Origin of the sequence: Paenibacillus sp. FSL M7-0420 (assembly GCF_038002345.1) — a bacterium.
Taxonomy (GTDB): domain Bacteria; phylum Bacillota; class Bacilli; order Paenibacillales; family Paenibacillaceae; genus Paenibacillus_AQ.
Genome location: NZ_JBBOCJ010000001.1, coordinates 1,462,847 through 1,478,502, shown reverse-complemented (window position 1 = coordinate 1,478,502; position 15,656 = coordinate 1,462,847). Strand labels below are relative to the sequence as shown.

Sequence of the window (15,656 nt, the reverse complement as noted above, 5' to 3'; positions counted from 1 at the left end):
TAGTAGAATTTAGGACTGAAGCAGCGCCAGCGCCAGCGCGATGACCGCCTGATCCGCAAGCGCCTGCTCCCGCAGAGACAATACCGGAGGAGTATCCTGGCTAATCCGGGAATCAAACGCTGCACTTTGCCATTCCGCAGCCTCTTCCCAGCTTAACCACAGGCGTATGTTCGTCGCTTCCTTTTGCAGCGTTATCTGGTCCTCTGTGCGGCGAATTAGGGCGATCTTGGGATAATCTGCAGCTTTGAACCCTTCAGCAATTACCAGATCTACTCTGCCGCGCATCGACTCGGCGATTTCCCGCAGTGAAGCCGCAGATCTGCGCATGATCCTGGTCGCCTCCGGCGAGGTCAATACCGTCTCCACTGCACCGTGCAGGAGATGCCTGCTGCTATCCGTTCCCGGATCATCCAGCTGAAACTGATGGGCATCATGCTTGGCAGAGCCAACCCGCAGTCCCTGCGCAGACAGGGCGTGGATTAACCGGCAGGCGAGAGTTGTCTTGCCGCTGTTCTTGTATCCGACGATTTGCAGTACAGGAACTGGGCGCTGTACCGCCGCATGCTGGGATTCCATAGTCACTGTGTCTGCTCCTTCGCTTGAAGATCTATTCCGATTATACACTATTCCATTCTGCCCGCTTCCCATTCCCCGACCAATCGTCTGCCAGCGCCACTGTGCTTCAAATCACCATCATTCTCCGCCGGATACAAGTATAGTTAAAGAGTCTGGCAGCTTACATGCCATGATATATCCGCGAAGGAGGTCTATGGCTGCATGAAAAAATACATCCCCAACCAGCACGGCGCCTGGGCGATGCTCGTTCTCCCGTTTCTGTTGGGCGTCGCCGCTTCCAAGGGGCAGTTCATACATATTCCGCTGTTTATCTGCTGGCTGCTGATCTATCTGTTCAGCTTCCCGCTCTTGCAGGGGGTGAAGACCCGGAAGTTCGCACGGTATGCCCAGCCGCTAAGTTTATATGGGCTGCTGCTGCTTCCGTTCGCCCTCTATCTGGTAATTGTCCAGCCTGTACTGCTGGGATTCGTGCTGCTGCTCTTGCCGTTATTCGCTGTTAACCTCTATTATGCCCGGACCAAGAATGAACGTGCCTTGCTTAATGACATCTCCGCTATTGTGGCGTTCTGTCTGGTGATTTATCCGGTCTTCTATGTAGGGCAGGGGGAGAATTGGAGGGCCGTGAATGAGCTGTTCGTGCTGGCGGTGCTGTACTTCACAGGAACTGCCTTCTATGTCAAAACCGTCATCCGTGAGCGGAATAATATCCGCTTCTATTACGGCTCCGTGCTGTATCATCTGCTGTTCGCAGCAGCCGGGCTGTACCTGTTCCCTTCACTGCTGGTCCCGCTGCTGGTTCTGCTGCTGCGGGCAGCCATTCTGCCGAGGACAGGAATTACGGCCAAACGTACGGGAATCATCGAGATCGGCTTCTCCGTCATGCTGTATGTGTCTGTGCTGATGCTCTATTTCTAAGAGAACCACAATACTTATTTGGACAAAAACCAGGAAGCTCCTTCGCCAACCCGCGCGTGAGGAGCTTCCTTCAGGTCTGCAGCCTATTCTACGATCATATCCTGATTGCTTGAGCCCGGCGGCACAATGGGATAGACATTATCCTCCAATATAGGACATGCCAATCTTGGCCTTGCTTCTGCGGGTCTCTTCCGTCCGCTCATCGGAATAACGGTCGCTGCGCTGCTCCCATACCTGCTTAATCGCTGCCAGCAGCTCTTCATCGCCAGCCCCTCCGCGCAGCATGGCCCTAAGGTCAAAGCCCTTGGAGGCAAACAGGCAGCTATACAGCTTGCCGTCAGAAGACAGCCGGGCACGCGAGCAGGTGGAACAGAACGATTCGGACACGGAAGTGATGAAGCCGATCTGGGCCGGACTGCCAAGATAGCCGTAGCGCTGCGCGACCTCGCCGCTGTAATTCTGCTCAAGAGCTTCCAGCGTATAGACGCTGTGCAACTGCTGCAGGATTTCTTGCTTGGTGACGACCTTATCATAGCTCCAGCCGTTATCGTTGCCGGCATCCATGAACTCGATGAAGCGCAGCGTGATCTTCCGCTTCTTGAAGTAGGCGGCCATCGGAAGAATCTCTGATTCGTTCACGCCCCGCTGGACAACCATATTCACCTTGACCTCGAACCCGGCGGCCGCCGCCTGATCTATAGCGTCCAGAATCATTCCCGGACTGAAGCCGCGCCCGTTCATTCTGCCGAACAGCTCCGGGTCCAGCGCATCCAGGCTGACATTCAGCCTGCGCAGGCCCGCAGCATACAGCGGCGCAGCCTGTCCGCCCAGCAGAGCCCCGTTCGTCGTCAGTCCCATATCCCCGACACCGGGAATGGCAGAGAGGCAGGCAACCAGCTCCGGCAGATGGCGGCGCATTAGCGGCTCGCCTCCGGTCAGGCGGATCTTGCTTACGCCAAGCGAGACGAACAGCCCCGCCAGCCGGCCAATCTCTTCGAAGGTGAGCAGCTCACCGGATGGAAGAAAAGCATAGTCGTCACCGAATATCTCCTTTGGCATGCAGTAGGAGCAGCGGAAATTACACCGGTCCGTGACCGAAATCCGCAAATCGTGGATAGGCCGCCGCAGCTGATCTTGTAGTGGATGATAATTCATATGCGTCTATCTCCCTTCCCGTACACTTAACCTTACAGTACCCAATCATTCATGCCCTCTTCCACCCCGAGCAGCAGGACATCCACCTGATCTCCTGCGGCGAAGCCTCTTGTTCCGCCCGGCAGTACTATTAGGGAATTACCGCGTGCGATGGAGGAGACGGCGTTCGATTTGTTGAAGCCGGCCGGCCGGACCGCAGTGCCGTCATATACCGCCCGGATGAACCGGGTGAACGGGCTCGCCTTGGTGAAATCCTCCGCCAGAGCGGCTGTGGTACGCGGGAGATATAATTGTTCCGCCCCCATCATCTTAAGCAGCGCAGGTCTTACGAACAGCTCGAAGCCGGTGAAGCAAGCCGACGGATTGCCGGACAGTCCGAACAGGAATTGATCCCCGGCTACTGCCACTGTAGTCACACTGCCGGGACGCATCGCTACCTTGTTGAACAACACCTCAGCTCCAAGGCGCTTGTAGATCTCCGGCAGGTAGTCATAATCGCCCACTGACACTCCGCCCGTTGTGATCAGACAGTCGGTCTCAGCGAGCGCCTGACGGACGGTCTGCAGGCATTCCTCCAGCCGGTCCGCTGCTGTATCATAGATCCGGTAAGGAATGCCCATCCGCGCGAGCTGGGCGGCAATCATCGGCCCGTTGCTGTTACGGATTTTGCCGGGTACGAGCGGGTCTGTCACTGCCAGCAGCTCGGTGCCTGTAGACAGAATCCCCACCACCGGCCGCTTCCCTGCCTTAACCTCCCCGTAACCGAATGTAGCCAGCAGCGCCACAACCCCGGGATGAATGAAGCTCCCGGCCGGAATGACTGTCTCCCCCGCCTGCATATCCTCCCCTTGCAGAGAGAGATTCTCCTGCGGCGCAAACGCCTTGCGGATCGTAAATGTCCGCCCTGCGGAGACTGCTTGTTCAAACATAACTACCGCATCTGCCCCGGCCGGGAGCGCTGCCCCTGTCATCAGCCGTACCGCTTCACCAGGGCCGATTACAGCCTGCGACACTTCCCCTGCGCCGATATGATCCACCACGGTGAAGCTTACCCGGTTACTGCCGGAAGCACCGGCCGAATCTCTGGAAGCGATGGCATAGCCGTCATACGGGGACCGGGTGAAATGCGGTACATCATGGGTTGCGGTGAGCGGCCCGGCCAGAATACGTCCATAGCTTGCATGAAGCGGAACGTTCTCTGTACCTGTGCGGCATACTCTTCCGGTTACCCGCAGCACAGCTTCCGCTACAGTAACCGAGATTCTGTTCATCTCCACCCTCATCTGCTCCTCAGCGGGTACCGGACTGAGCATCCGTACATCCGTTTATTTCTGCGTAATATCGCTGAAGGTGCCTACATACCGGACATCTTCACCGGTCTCATCCTTCACGGCGCTAATATTCAGCCACTGCAGGTATTCTTCCCCGTTCTTGCGCTTGTTCCAGATCTCGCCCTGCCACATGCCCTTTGACTTGACCTCACCCCACATCACGCGGTAAAAGTCCTTCGGCTGGCGGCCGGATTTCAGCAGGCTCGGCTGTTTGCCCAGCACCTCTTCTTCGGTGTAGCCGGTAAGCCTCGTGAAGGCCGGATTGACCGTCTTGATGTGGCCGGACACATCCGTAACCAGAATCCCCTGGCCGGTCGAATTGAACACCTCAGAGGTAAGAGCAAGCCGGTCCTGGAAGTACAGCCACACCACAAGCACCAGACTGGCCAACGCTACCTGGGACAGCAGCATGAAGCCGATGGAATATTGTCCGGTTGCCGCATGAATCACAGATAGCATAATCGGAGGGAAGAATCCGCCCAGACCGCCCATCATCGACACAATCCCGTTGGCAATCCCCGCCTGCTTATTGAAGTACAGAGGTACCAGCTTGAAAATAACACCGTTGCCGATTCCGGCACTTACCGCAATCGCCAGGCAGCCTGCCGTATACAGGCCCATGTCCGGCATGAAGGCCAGAATAATAGCAGCCACCGTATATACACTGAAGGTGAAGATAAGTAAGAATAAAGGCTGGAACTTGTCAGCCAGCCAGCCGCCAATCGGACGGAAGAAGGTCGCTACCGCGATGAAGCCGGCGGTGCGCATCCCGGCATCTACCTTTTCCAGACCAAAACTGGATACCAGAAAATTAGGCAGATAAATGGTAAAGGCTACGAAGGAGCCAAAGGTAATGAAATAGAACAGGGAGAACAGCCAAAGCTTCTCGTTCCTGGACACGCTCTTGATCTGTTCAATAATCGGAGTGCGGAGCTTGGGCTCCTGACGGTCACCGAAGAAGAAGTTAAGAACGATGAATACCAGCAGCAGAATCAGATACATTTTGACCGCAGTCTGCCAGCCGAACTGTGCTGCCAGGATTGGCGCTGAGAAGGTCGTAACCGCTGTACCGAGATTCCCGATTCCATAGATACCGTTAACCAGACCATGCTTCTCCTTCGCATAGTACTTCGGCAATGAGGTTACGCCTACTGAAAATACAGCTCCTCCTACCCCCAAAAACAGGCCTCCGATAATAAGATGTGTGACTGTGGACGCTTCACTGATGAAGTAGACCGGGAACAGCAGCAGCACGAAGCTCGACATAAAAATAATCCGCGCCCCCAGAATATTCGCATAATAGCCCAGCGGAATTCTCAGAATCGAGCCAAGCACTACCGGAATCGCCGTGACCATCGCCAGCCGTCCGGAAGGAATGCTGATATCCTCCGAGATAAAGGGCATCAGCGAAGAGATAATCACCCACACCATGAATCCGGTAATCAAGTTTAAGGTTTGCAGCGGCAATTGCATTTTTTTAATCATTCGTTTCACCTTTCCGCCGTTTTTTCTTGTGATGATTTCCTGTTATTGATACTTCCTGTACTCATTGTATCCGCCGTTCCCCGGCTCAGATATAGGGGAGTCCCCTTTCCCTGACAGGGTAAACCCTAAAATAACCCCACAAAGTGGGGCTTTAGTGTAGGTGATGACTCAGGTACTTTGCGGGGACCCTAAAACATATACATTCTTGTAAAAAATAACGCCGCCTAATTGAGTGTATGCGTTACAGAGTTTTAGGGACAGAATAGCATTATATGTATCCAAAAAGGCTGATTTTGTCTACAACGCGTAATTCTGCCATGATATAATAAGCCGAGCTTGAGGATCAGGCCATACCGTTAACAGGCGGTTTAATCAACTGGTTATTATTCCTGAAGGGTGTTGAACAACCAAACTGGGAGGTGCTGACCATGAATGAACCCATGTTAAAAAAAGCAATGGATACACTTGAATTTCTGAGCCAGGATGCCGCTACACGTATGGAGTATGATGCCCGGATGAAGTATTTGCGTGATGAGGCTTCACGGATGAATGGTGCTAAAGCAGAAGGACGTGCGGAAGGACGTGCGGAAGGAATTGCGGAGGGAATTGCTAAGGGTGAACAAAAAAGGGCAGAGGCTATAGTACTTGAACTTCTTGCGCTTGGAGTAGAGACCTCAGTTATTCTTAAAGCTTCAGGTCTCACAGAACAACAAATCCTAAGGTTGAAAGCACAGATGGGGAAGCACTGACCGAACCCCTGTTGAAAAGTATAAATTCCTCTATTATCAAATATCAAAAGTATCAAAAAAGCCGCCCCAGTTAGAATGGAGCGGCCTGTTTTTTGTCACGTAATCAGCGTATTCAACTGTCCGCCTAGGCGCTCCTTGTCCTTCGGACTCAGCTGGTTCTCGCCCATCGGGAAGATCACGGTCTCTTCTTTGACAAAATGGACCGTCAGCACCTCAAAGGCCTCTCCCGCATCCTGTACGGCTGAGCGGATTCCCGCGAGTGTCATCTGGCTGATATCTCCCTCGGAGTGATGCAGGAAATGCCCGATGTACCCGTCAATCTCACGGTGCTCCTCCTGGATGCCGGCCAGCGGACCCTGGTCGAAGCCGATATACTGGCCCAGCAGCGGAAAGAAATACGTCTCTTCCTTCTCCGTGTGCCGCTTCAGCGGAACGCTGAACGCAAGCACTGCCTTACGCAGCTTCTCAAGCTGGGCCTTAGCCTCTTCCAGCGTAATCTGCTCCTGCTCAAACCAGAGGACAATGGCATGCCATTCCTCCATCAGAAAAGATAGATAGCGGTGTTCATTCTCAAGGATGCGCATCGCGGGCAGCGTAAACTTAAGGTCTGTATGTTCCGGCATACAGCTAACCCTCCAGTGGCCGGTCAGAAATCCAGCATTTTTTTCCTCAAAGCGTATTCGACCAGCTCGGGCCGGCTTTTAAGGTTAAGCTTCTCCATAATTTTGGCCTTGTGGGCTTCCACGGTCTTAACGGAAATAAAGAGCTTCTCTGCAATCTCCTTATTCCCGTATCCCTTGGCAATGAGCGGCAGAATCTCCAGCTCCCGCTTGGACAGCAGCTCGAACAGATCTTCCGTCCCGCCGGTCTTGTCTTGCTTAATGAACTCACGGACCAGCGAGGTAGCCATCTTGGGATGAATATAAGTACCGCCTTCGTAAATCGTCCGGATCGCCAGCAGCAGCTCCTCGTCCGGCGCACTCTTGAGCACATACCCGGAGGCCCCGTTCTTCAAGACATGGAAGAGATATTCATCATCGTCATGCATCGTCAGAATCAGGATCCGGGTGTCGGGATAATCCTCTTTGATCTTGCCGGTTGCGGTCAGACCGCTTTCTCCCGGAGGCATGCTTAAATCCATGATCAGGATATCCGGCCGGAGCTTGGCGACCATGGTGTAGGCTTCCCTGCCGTCCGCCGCTGCTCCGATCACTTCAATATCATCCTGAAAATTAAGAATCATGGAGAACCCGCTGCGCACGATCGCATGGTCGTCCGCAATGACGATCTTCATCAGAAGCTCATTCCTTTCCTTCGGCCCATCATACAGGAACCTGCAGCATAATCCGGGTCCCCTTGCCGGTCTCTGAATCTACGCTGAAAGTTCCACCCACCAGCTCCGCCCGCTCCTGCATCCCGAACAGGCCGAGTCCGGTTCCGGCAGGCTCATCTCCCAGCTGGAAGCCGATGCCGTCATCCTGAACCAGAAGCTGCAGCATGCCGCCGTTCTCGGTAAGCGAGACCTTGACGCTGTCTACCTGGGCGTACTTCAGGGCATTCAGCACCGCTTCCTGGCATACCCGGTACATGACCGTCTCAATCTCACTCCCGTACCGCTTCTCGGGCAGCCGGGATTCATACTCAATCACGAGGCCATACGTTTGCTCCACCCGCTTGAAGTGGGAGCGGAAAGCCGCCTCCAGACCGAAATCATCCAGGGCAGCCGGCCTAAGCTCCACCGACAGGTTGCGGATATCACTCAGCAGGCGGGTCATCGACACTTCGGTTTGCTTCACTTTCTTCAACAGGCCGTCATCGGCTGTCATATATTTCAGCACACGCAGATCAATCACGGCACTCATCAGCTCTTGCGCAACGCTGTCGTGCAGTTCACGGGAGATCCGCTTGCGTTCATTCTCCTGGGCTTCAATAATATGCTTCATCATTTTGTTCTGGTAGAACTTCTCCTGCGTCTTGAACTGTCTCGATAGATCCCTGAGCATGAACACCCGGATTCCGTTCTCTTCATCTATAGTGTGAAAGGTTGCCGCATACGGGACAATCCCCTTGTCTCTGGTCTCCAGATAGACCTGATAAGAGGTGAACTCCTCCGAGTCCGGGGTGTGAAAATAACAATTCAGGCAGGTCCGCAGCTCCGTCTCGCTGGTATATCCCCGGCAGGTTCCGCAGAGCGCTTCAGGATTCCCCTGATACAGCTGCCTCAGAATATCCTTGTCGACGATCGTCTCGGCAGCCGGATTCATCGCCAGGGCTTTCCCTTGCCGGTCAAAAAAGAACATCGCCTCCGAGCTGTTCTCGAACAGCTTCGTCATTAGCTCACTGCGCAAATCCGTAGCGGGGTTCATCAACTGAGCAACAATTCCTTCCCGTCCAAGTCTCCAATGCCGCCCCGCGCCGTCGCTTCCAGGTCACCCAGCATCTCAGCGGTCACCTGCCGGTCCCCTCTGAAGCCGCCGAGAAGCACGCCTGCCACGCGGGCATCATTCCACATCGGCACCGCCCCGATGCTGTTCAGATTCTCCATCTTGGTGATGGGATAATTGAACAGGCTGTCGGGCTTCACCATAAGCTTCACCGAAGGGATCAGGAACGGCTTGCCGGTCTTGAACACGATGCCGGCAATCCCTCTGCCGGATTGCAGCACAATCCGTTTGTATCGGTCACTTATATTGCCTGAGGCGTATTTCCAGCGGATCGCATAGTCATACTCCGCCGGTTCGGCGAACGCCAGCGACATGAAGTCATATCCCAGGCACTTACGGATCTGGTCAAGCCGGGTCTGGTAATCCACCTTATTCATCATCGCTTTCTCTCCTCGGATTGAACAGGGAAAGAAGTCCACGCTGCTCTTCCGTTAATTTGATTTATTTCTTCTGTATAGGATATAACTTCTGCCTACATAATTCAACGGAACACTCCATACGTGAACCAGCCGGGTGAACGGCCAGAAGGCAAAGATCGCGAACCCTGACAGGATGTGAAGCTTGAAGGAGAACGGCACTCCGCTCATCAGCGACGGGTCCGGGCGGAACATGAACAAGCCGCGGAACCACACGGAGATTGTATCCCGGTAATCGAACTCAGGCTGTACGGCATTCGTGACAATAGTGGAGTACATCCCCATGAACACAATGAACAGCAGGAGCGAGTTGACGATCAGATCGGAGGCGCTGCTGAGCCGGCGGACGTTCTTCAGGGTGAAGCGCCGTGAGGTCAGGATCAGCATTCCAGCCAGGGTGGCCGCACCGAAGATCCCTCCGATGTATACGGCGCCAATGTGGTACATATGATCGCTGACGCCGACAGCCTCCAGCCAGGACTTGGGCACGGCGAGACCGCCGATGTGACCCAGAATGACCGGCATGATGCCGAGGTGGAACAGAATGCTGCCGAATTTCAGCTGTTTTTTCTCAATGAATTCACTGGATTTGGCGGTCCAATTGAATTGATCCTTGCGGTAGCGGGCAATATGCCCGCCGATAAATACGACCATACACATATACGGGAAAATAACCCATAAAAACTGACCCAGCATATTCATTGACTTAGGGCCTCCTGTTCCGCACAAGCTTTGAAGGTTTCTCGCAATCCTTTAACCAGGTGATAATAAGGACTCTCCCGCTGCTCCAGCGCCTTCACCAGATGATACGAGCCATCCTCCAGAATCGCCATCAGCATCCGGAAGTTCTCCGGCGCGCCGGGGACGTCCAGCCACTGCGCGGCATAGATGAACTCACACATCAGCGGCAGGTAATCCGGCAGCTCATTCTCCGGCATTTCAAGGCCGAACATTTCGTACAGCAGCTTCAGCTTGGCGAGCATTTGCCCGCGTTCCTTGGCATCCTCGAATTTGAAGTAGGTCATATAGAGTGCGCAGTCCTTATGAAAATCAAACGTAGCCGCATAATTCTCCTGGATCTCTTCCAGGCTGAAGCTCTGCATGAGCTTCCAGTAGGTCTGGACATGGGAATATGCCGGGTGGCCGGGGTCAAACGCCTCTTCCAGAAAAGCCGGATGGAAATCCAGCTTCTCCGGGTACATGAGCTGCAGGGCGAAATAACCGAAGGATTGCTTGTAATGATGCAGTTTGCTCAGATCAATCACGCCAGATCCCCCCGTAGAAATTCTCTTCATACATCTCCTTGCCGGTCTTCAAGGTGTCGCCGGAAGGGCTCGCCGGTCCGCAGCCGTCACAGCCGGATCCGGAGCCCATATCGCCCATTCCGCTGCCGTAACCGGCAGAGCCTTGGGCACGGTAAGGGTTCATGTGCTGCTCCTTGTGGGAGGTCGGGATCACGAAGCGGTCCTCATATTTGGCAATGGCCAGCAGGCGGTACATTTCCTCGGTCTGCTGCGCCGTCATGCCGACACGTTCCAGACGGCTAAGATCGAACTCCTGGCCGGTAGACTGGGCGCGCATGTAAGAGCGCATCATCGCCATCCGCTGCAGAGCTTCCTTCACGGTCTCCGTGTCGCCAGCCGTCAGCATATTCGCCAGATATTGAATAGGTGTACGCATCTCTTCGATCGCAGGGAAAATCATATCCGGGTTCTTCAGTGAATCCTTGCCCTCAAAGTAGTTCATGATCGGGCTAAGCGGCGGTACGTACCATACCATCGGCAGCGTCCGGTACTCCGGGTGCAGCGGGAAGGCCAGCTTATGCTCAATCGCCAGCTTGTAGACCGGCGAGTTCTGCGCAGCCTCCAGCCAGTCCTCGGAGATGCCGTCTTTTCTCGCCTGCGCTCTGACTTCCGGATCATGCGGATTCAGGAACAGATCACACTGGGCCTGGTACAGATCCTTCTCATTCGGGGTGGATGCGGCATCCAGCACCTTGTCGGCATCATACAGCAGAACGCCAAGGTAGCGGATACGGCCCGTACAGGTCTCGGAGCATACCGTTGGCAGGCCTGCCTCCACACGCGGGAAGCAGAAGGTGCATTTCTCCGCCTTGTTGGTCTGCCAGTTGAAGTACACCTTCTTGTACGGACAGCCGGTCATGCAATATCTCCAGCCGCGGCAGGCTTCCTGGTCCACGAGAACGATGCCGTCCTCATCGCGTTTGTACATCGCTCCCGACGGACAGGAAGCCACACAGCTCGGGTTCAGGCAGTGCTCGCACAGACGGGGCAGATAGATCATGAAGGATTTCTCGAAGTTGAACTTGATCTCTTCCTCGATCTTCTGAATGTTCGGGTCCAGCGGGCCGGTCACATGCGCGCCCGCCAGATCATCCTCCCAGTTCGGTCCCCATTCCAGATCCATCTTCTCGCCGGTGACAGCAGAGTGGGCCCGGGCGACCGGGGAATGCTTCTGCTCCCCGGCACTCGTCAGATGCTCATAGTTATAGGTCCAAGGCTCATAATAATCCTTCATTTCCGGCATATCAGGGTTGTAGAAGATTTTGCCGAGCGCGATCTTGGACAGCTTGTTGCCGGATTTCAGCTCAAGCCGGCCCTTGCGCAGCTGCCAGCCGCCCTTGTACAGCTCCTGGTCCTCCCAGCGCTTCGGATAGCCGATACCCGGCTTCGTTTCCACGTTGTTGAACCACATATATTCCGCACCCTTGCGGTTTGTCCAGGTGGTCTTACAGGTCACGCTGCAGGTGTGGCAGCCGATGCATTTATCCAGATTCATTACCATTGCCACTTGCGCTTTAATTTTCAAGCCAGTTGACCTCCTTCATTTTGCGGACGGCTACGTAGACATCACGCTGGTTGCCGATCGGACCGTAGTAGTTGAAGCCGTAGCTGAGCTGTGCATATCCGCCGACCATCTGGGTAGGCTTCAGGTGAATCCGGGTTGGCGCATTATGGCTTCCGCCGCGCGTATCCGTAATCTCGGAGCCCGGCACCTGAATATGCTTATCCTGGGCGTGGTACATGAACATGGTGCCTCTCGGCATCCGGTGGCTGACCACGGCGCGCGCAGTGACGACCCCGTTACGGTTATAGACCTCAAGCCAGTCGTTATCCGCAATGTCATGAGCCGCCGCATCCTCGTTATTGATCCACACCGTCGGACCTCCCCGGAACAAGGTCAGCATGTGCTGGTTATCCTGGTAGGTCGAGTGGATATTCCATTTGCCGTGCGGCGTCAGGTATCTCAGAACCAGCGCATCGGTTCCGCCCTTCACGGCCTTGTCGCGCGGCCCGAAGACTATTGGAGGCAGGGTCGGCTTGTAGACCGGCAGCGCTTCGCCGAACTGCTGGAAGATCTCATGGTCAATATAGAAATGTTGTCTCCCGGTCAGGGTACGGAACGGCACGAGACGTTCGATGTTCGTAGTGAACGGCGAATACCGGCGGCCTTGCTTATTCGAGCCGCTGAATACCGGTGTCGGAATCACCTCTCGCGGCTGTGCGGTAATGCTCTGGAACGTAATTTTCTCGGCGGCCCGGTCTGCCGAAATATCCCGCAGCTCGACCCCGTGATCCTTCTCGGCCGACTCATAAGCCTTCTGGGAGACGCGGCCGTTGGTGGCGGAAGACAGATGCAGAATGGCATCCGCCGCCTGGCGGGCCGTCTGCAGCTTCGGCAGTCCGTGCCGGATCGTTTCGTCGTAATGCACACCGCTGATCTTCTTCAGCTCTTCGTATTCTTCGGCAACCGAGAAGCTGACGCCGTGTGCGCCTGCTTTGCCGGTAGCCAGATTCGGTCCGAGCGAGCTGTATTTATGGTGAATTTGCGTGTAATCCCGCTCGACAATGGTGAAGTTCGGCATGGTTTTACCCGGAATGGCCGGCACCTCGCCCTTGGCCCAATCCTTGACCAGACCCATCGGCTGTGAGATTTCGCTGATGGAGTCATGGCCCAGCGGAGACATTACCACATCTTTATAGACGCCGGGCAGCTGCGATTTCGCCATTTCGGAGAATACCTCCGAGAGCTGGCGGTAGATATCCCAGTCGGAACGGGATTCCCATAGCGGATTCACGGCCGGATTGAACGGATGGACGAACGGATGCATGTCGGTGGACGACAGATCTGTTTTCTCATACCAGGTTGCGGCCGGCAGGACAATATCGGCATACAGCGGCGTCGTGGTCATCCGGAAATCCAGGGCGACCATCAGATCCAGCTTGCCTTCCACATCCTCCCGCCAGACGATCTCCTCCGGCTTCTGCTCCTCATTCGGCTCGGCCAGCAGACCATCCGAGGCTCCGAGCAGATGCTTCATGAAGTATTCCTGTCCCTTGGCGGAGCTTGAGATCAGGTTCGAGCGCCAGATGAACAGGGAGCGCGGGAAGTTCTCCGGTGCGCCGGGATCTTCTACAGCAAAGCGCGTCTTCCGCGATGTAATCTCTTCTACGGCATGGCCGATAATCTCCGCATTCGTCTTCTTGCCTTGCTGCGCCGCTTCCTCGGCGAACAGCAGGCTGTTCTTGTTGAATTGCGGGAAGGACGGCAGCCAGCCTAGCCGCGCAGCCAGCACGTTGTAATCTGCCGGGTGCTGGTAAGCAACATCCCCGCCGGTCGGCGATTTCAGGGAATCGGTGCCACTCTCCTCATACCGCCACTGCTCGGTGGCAAAATAGAAGAACGAGGTTGCATTCTGCTGCCGCGCTGGACCCTGCCAATCCTTCGCGAAGGCAACGGTGGACCAGCCTTCAATCGGACGGCATTTCTCCTGGCCGACATAATGCGCCCAGCCGCCGCCGTTGACTCCCTGAGATGCGGTCAGCACCACCAGATTCAGGATGGAACGATAGATGGTATCACTGTTGAACCAGTGGTTGATACCTGCGCCCATGATAATCATGGAGCGTCCGCCGGTCTCAATGGAGTTCTGGGCGAACTCGCGGGCAATCTGCACAACGACGCTTGCTTTTACTGTAGTAATCTTCTCTTGCCAGGCCGGAGTGTAATGAGACATTTCATCCTCATATCCCTTGGCGTTCAGCAGACTGTCTCTGCGCTTAATGCCGTACTGGCTCATCATCAGGTCGTATACGGTAGCGACATAACGTTCCGTGCCGTCCGCAAGCTTCATCTTCCGGGCCGGGATGATTCTGCTGAAGGTGCCGTTACCGGCATTATCGAAGTACGGGAATACGATCTCCGTCCACTCTTCCCCATGGCCTTCAATGGTCAGGGCCGGCTCCACCTTGCTGCCGTCCTCCCGCTCAAGAATCAGGTTCCACTTCTTGCCTTCCTCCCAGCGCTGCCCCATCGTCCCGTTCGGCACAATCATCTCGCCTGTGGCTTCATCGAAGATCACCGGCTTCCAGTCCGAGTGCGGAGAAGCATCGCCCAGATCACTGGCCCGCAGGAAGCGTCCGCCCTTCAGGCTGTCCTCATGCGGATCGAGCAGAATCAGGAACGGCATGTCGGTATATTGCTTGGCATAATTCAGGAACATCGGCTCCTGGCGTTCCTGGTAGAATTCCTGCAGGATAACATGCGTCATCGCCTGGGCAAGCGCTGCATCCGAGCCGGGATTCGGAGCCAGCCAATTGTCGGCGAACTTCACGTTCTCGGCGAGATCCGGGGCGACCGATACGACCTTGGTGCCTTTGTAGCGCACTTCGGTCATGAAGTGGGCGTCCGGCGTCCGGGTCAGCGGCACGTTCGAGCCCCACATCATCAGGTAACCGGCGTTGTACCAGTCCGAGGATTCCGGGACATCCGTCTGCTCGCCCCAGATCTGCGGCGAAGCCGGAGGAAGATCGGCATACCAGTCATAGAAGCTCAGCATCTGACCGCCCAGCAGCGAGATGAACCGCGCTCCTGAAGCGTAGCTGACCATCGACATGGCCGGAATCGGGGTGAACCCGGCGATCCGGTCAGGGCCGTATTTGCGGATCGTATAGATCAGCTGCGCTGCGATCAGCCGCAGGGCATCATCCCAGGCTACCCGGACATGGCCGCCCTTGCCGCGTGCCTTCTTATACTGGCTGGCCTTCTCGGGATCTTCCACAATGCTGGCCCAGGCATCGACATAATTGTCATGCTCCTGGAGCGCCGTCTGCCACAGCCGCCACAGCTTCCCTCTGATATACGGATACTTCACGCGCAGCGGGCTGTATTCGTACCAGGAGAAGGTAGCTCCGCGCGGACAGCCGCGCGGCTCGAACTCCGGCATATCCGGTCCGCAGGACGGGTAATCGATCTGCTGGTTCTCCCAGGTGATGATCCCGTTCTTCACGAACACCTTCCAGCTGCAGGAGCCTGTACAGTTCACGCCGTGGGTGGTGCGGACTACTTTATCGTGAGACCAGCGCTGGCGGTACATGTTCTCCCAATCTCTATTTTTCTCTTCAAGAATGGACCAGTTCCCGGAATAGCTCTCCACCGGCTTAAAAAAGTTAAGGCCGAATTTCTTCTTCATCTGTCCAGAACACTCCTTTGTACGAATCTATTCAATTAATCTCATTATGGATCTCCCCGGCCGCGCTTCCCATTAGGGAAACACCTATTGAA

Annotated in this window: 13 protein-coding genes and 1 pseudogene; 2 read left to right on the top strand and 12 right to left on the bottom strand. The window is 55.4% G+C overall.

Features of this window, described 5'->3' with window-relative positions:
- Positions 1-9: 9 nt before the first annotated feature.
- A complete protein-coding gene (mobB, locus tag MKX51_RS06330) occupies positions 10-576 on the bottom strand; it encodes a molybdopterin-guanine dinucleotide biosynthesis protein B (protein ID WP_340995528.1) in 567 nt (188 codons plus the stop codon).
- Between the two features lie 201 nt (positions 577-777).
- Here mobB and MKX51_RS06325 point away from each other — a divergent pair, with 201 nt between their 5' ends.
- Complete coding sequence (locus MKX51_RS06325) at positions 778-1,491, top strand: YwiC-like family protein (protein ID WP_340991629.1); 714 nt, start codon at positions 778-780, stop codon at positions 1,489-1,491.
- Positions 1,492-1,629: 138 nt separating this feature from the next.
- On the opposite strand, the gene moaA is transcribed toward MKX51_RS06325, so the two are convergent.
- From moaA to MKX51_RS06310, 3 genes are read right to left on the bottom strand one after another with little or no spacing between them, the layout of a single operon-like run.
- Complete coding sequence (moaA, locus tag MKX51_RS06320) at positions 1,630-2,646, bottom strand: GTP 3',8-cyclase MoaA (RefSeq protein WP_340991628.1); 1,017 nt, start codon at positions 2,644-2,646, stop codon at positions 1,630-1,632.
- Positions 2,647-2,678: 32 nt separating this feature from the next.
- Positions 2,679-3,923 carry a molybdopterin molybdotransferase MoeA gene (locus tag MKX51_RS06315; RefSeq protein WP_445321987.1) on the bottom strand — a complete coding sequence of 415 codons (1,245 nt, stop codon included), beginning with the start codon at positions 3,921-3,923 and terminating at the stop codon, positions 2,679-2,681.
- Positions 3,924-3,971: 48 nt separating this feature from the next.
- Positions 3,972-5,462: an MFS transporter gene (locus tag MKX51_RS06310; protein WP_340991627.1), complete on the bottom strand. Its 1,491-nt coding sequence runs from the start codon at positions 5,460-5,462 to the stop codon at positions 3,972-3,974.
- A 332-nt stretch (positions 5,463-5,794) separates the two neighbouring features.
- On the opposite strand from MKX51_RS06310, the pseudogene MKX51_RS06305 reads away from it, so the two are divergent.
- Positions 5,795-6,211: pseudogene (locus MKX51_RS06305) on the top strand (PD-(D/E)XK nuclease family transposase); the annotation flags it as partial.
- 95 nt (positions 6,212-6,306) lie between these two features.
- On the opposite strand, the gene MKX51_RS06300 reads toward MKX51_RS06305, so the two are convergent.
- The 8 genes from MKX51_RS06300 to MKX51_RS06265 are packed head-to-tail and all read right to left on the bottom strand — an operon-like array spanning position 6,307 to position 15,564.
- Positions 6,307-6,834, bottom strand: coding sequence for a hemerythrin domain-containing protein (locus MKX51_RS06300; RefSeq protein WP_340991626.1), 528 nt, complete (start codon positions 6,832-6,834; stop codon positions 6,307-6,309).
- 23 nt (positions 6,835-6,857) lie between these two features.
- Positions 6,858-7,505, bottom strand: coding sequence for a response regulator transcription factor (locus MKX51_RS06295; protein ID WP_036691001.1), 648 nt, complete (start codon positions 7,503-7,505; stop codon positions 6,858-6,860).
- Between the two features lie 28 nt (positions 7,506-7,533).
- A complete protein-coding gene (locus tag MKX51_RS06290) occupies positions 7,534-8,577 on the bottom strand; it encodes a sensor histidine kinase (RefSeq protein WP_340995522.1) in 1,044 nt (347 codons plus the stop codon).
- A complete protein-coding gene (locus tag MKX51_RS06285; protein WP_340942981.1) occupies positions 8,577-9,035 on the bottom strand; it encodes a GAF domain-containing protein in 459 nt (152 codons plus the stop codon). Before MKX51_RS06285 ends, MKX51_RS06290 begins: the two co-directional genes overlap by 1 nt.
- A 51-nt stretch (positions 9,036-9,086) precedes the next feature.
- Entirely contained in the window at positions 9,087-9,773 is a 687-nt protein-coding gene (gene narI / locus MKX51_RS06280) for a respiratory nitrate reductase subunit gamma (protein WP_340942984.1), read from the bottom strand.
- Positions 9,770-10,336 (bottom strand): nitrate reductase molybdenum cofactor assembly chaperone, encoded by a 567-nt coding sequence (gene narJ, locus MKX51_RS06275; protein WP_340991625.1) that lies wholly within the window; start codon positions 10,334-10,336, stop codon positions 9,770-9,772. Before narJ ends, narI begins: the two co-directional genes overlap by 4 nt.
- Entirely contained in the window at positions 10,329-11,900 is a 1,572-nt protein-coding gene (narH, locus tag MKX51_RS06270; protein WP_340991624.1) for a nitrate reductase subunit beta, read from the bottom strand. The genes narJ and narH overlap by 8 nt, the downstream gene beginning before the upstream one ends.
- Positions 11,890-15,564: a nitrate reductase subunit alpha gene (locus MKX51_RS06265; RefSeq protein WP_340991623.1), complete on the bottom strand. Its 3,675-nt coding sequence runs from the start codon at positions 15,562-15,564 to the stop codon at positions 11,890-11,892. Before MKX51_RS06265 ends, narH begins: the two co-directional genes overlap by 11 nt.
- Positions 15,565-15,656: the final 92 nt, after the last annotated feature.

What these genes read in the sequence shown, in the direction of transcription:
- MKX51_RS06290 (WP_340995522.1), bottom strand. Translation starts at nt 8,577, where the DNA reads ATGAACCCCGCTACGGATTTGCGCAGTGAGCTAATGACGAAGCTGTTC.
- narI (WP_340942984.1), bottom strand. Translation starts at nt 9,773, where the DNA reads ATGAATATGCTGGGTCAGTTTTTATGGGTTATTTTCCCGTATATGTGT.
- moaA (WP_340991628.1), bottom strand. Translation starts at nt 2,646, where the DNA reads ATGAATTATCATCCACTACAAGATCAGCTGCGGCGGCCTATCCACGAT.
- MKX51_RS06295 (WP_036691001.1), bottom strand. Translation starts at nt 7,505, where the DNA reads ATGAAGATCGTCATTGCGGACGACCATGCGATCGTGCGCAGCGGGTTC.
- MKX51_RS06265 (WP_340991623.1), bottom strand. Translation starts at nt 15,564, where the DNA reads ATGAAGAAGAAATTCGGCCTTAACTTTTTTAAGCCGGTGGAGAGCTAT.
- MKX51_RS06300 (WP_340991626.1), bottom strand. Translation starts at nt 6,834, where the DNA reads ATGCCGGAACATACAGACCTTAAGTTTACGCTGCCCGCGATGCGCATC.
- mobB (WP_340995528.1), bottom strand. Translation starts at nt 576, where the DNA reads ATGGAATCCCAGCATGCGGCGGTACAGCGCCCAGTTCCTGTACTGCAA.
- MKX51_RS06310 (WP_340991627.1), bottom strand. Translation starts at nt 5,462, where the DNA reads ATGATTAAAAAAATGCAATTGCCGCTGCAAACCTTAAACTTGATTACC.
- MKX51_RS06285 (WP_340942981.1), bottom strand. Translation starts at nt 9,035, where the DNA reads ATGATGAATAAGGTGGATTACCAGACCCGGCTTGACCAGATCCGTAAG.
- MKX51_RS06325 (WP_340991629.1), top strand. Translation starts at nt 778, where the DNA reads ATGAAAAAATACATCCCCAACCAGCACGGCGCCTGGGCGATGCTCGTT.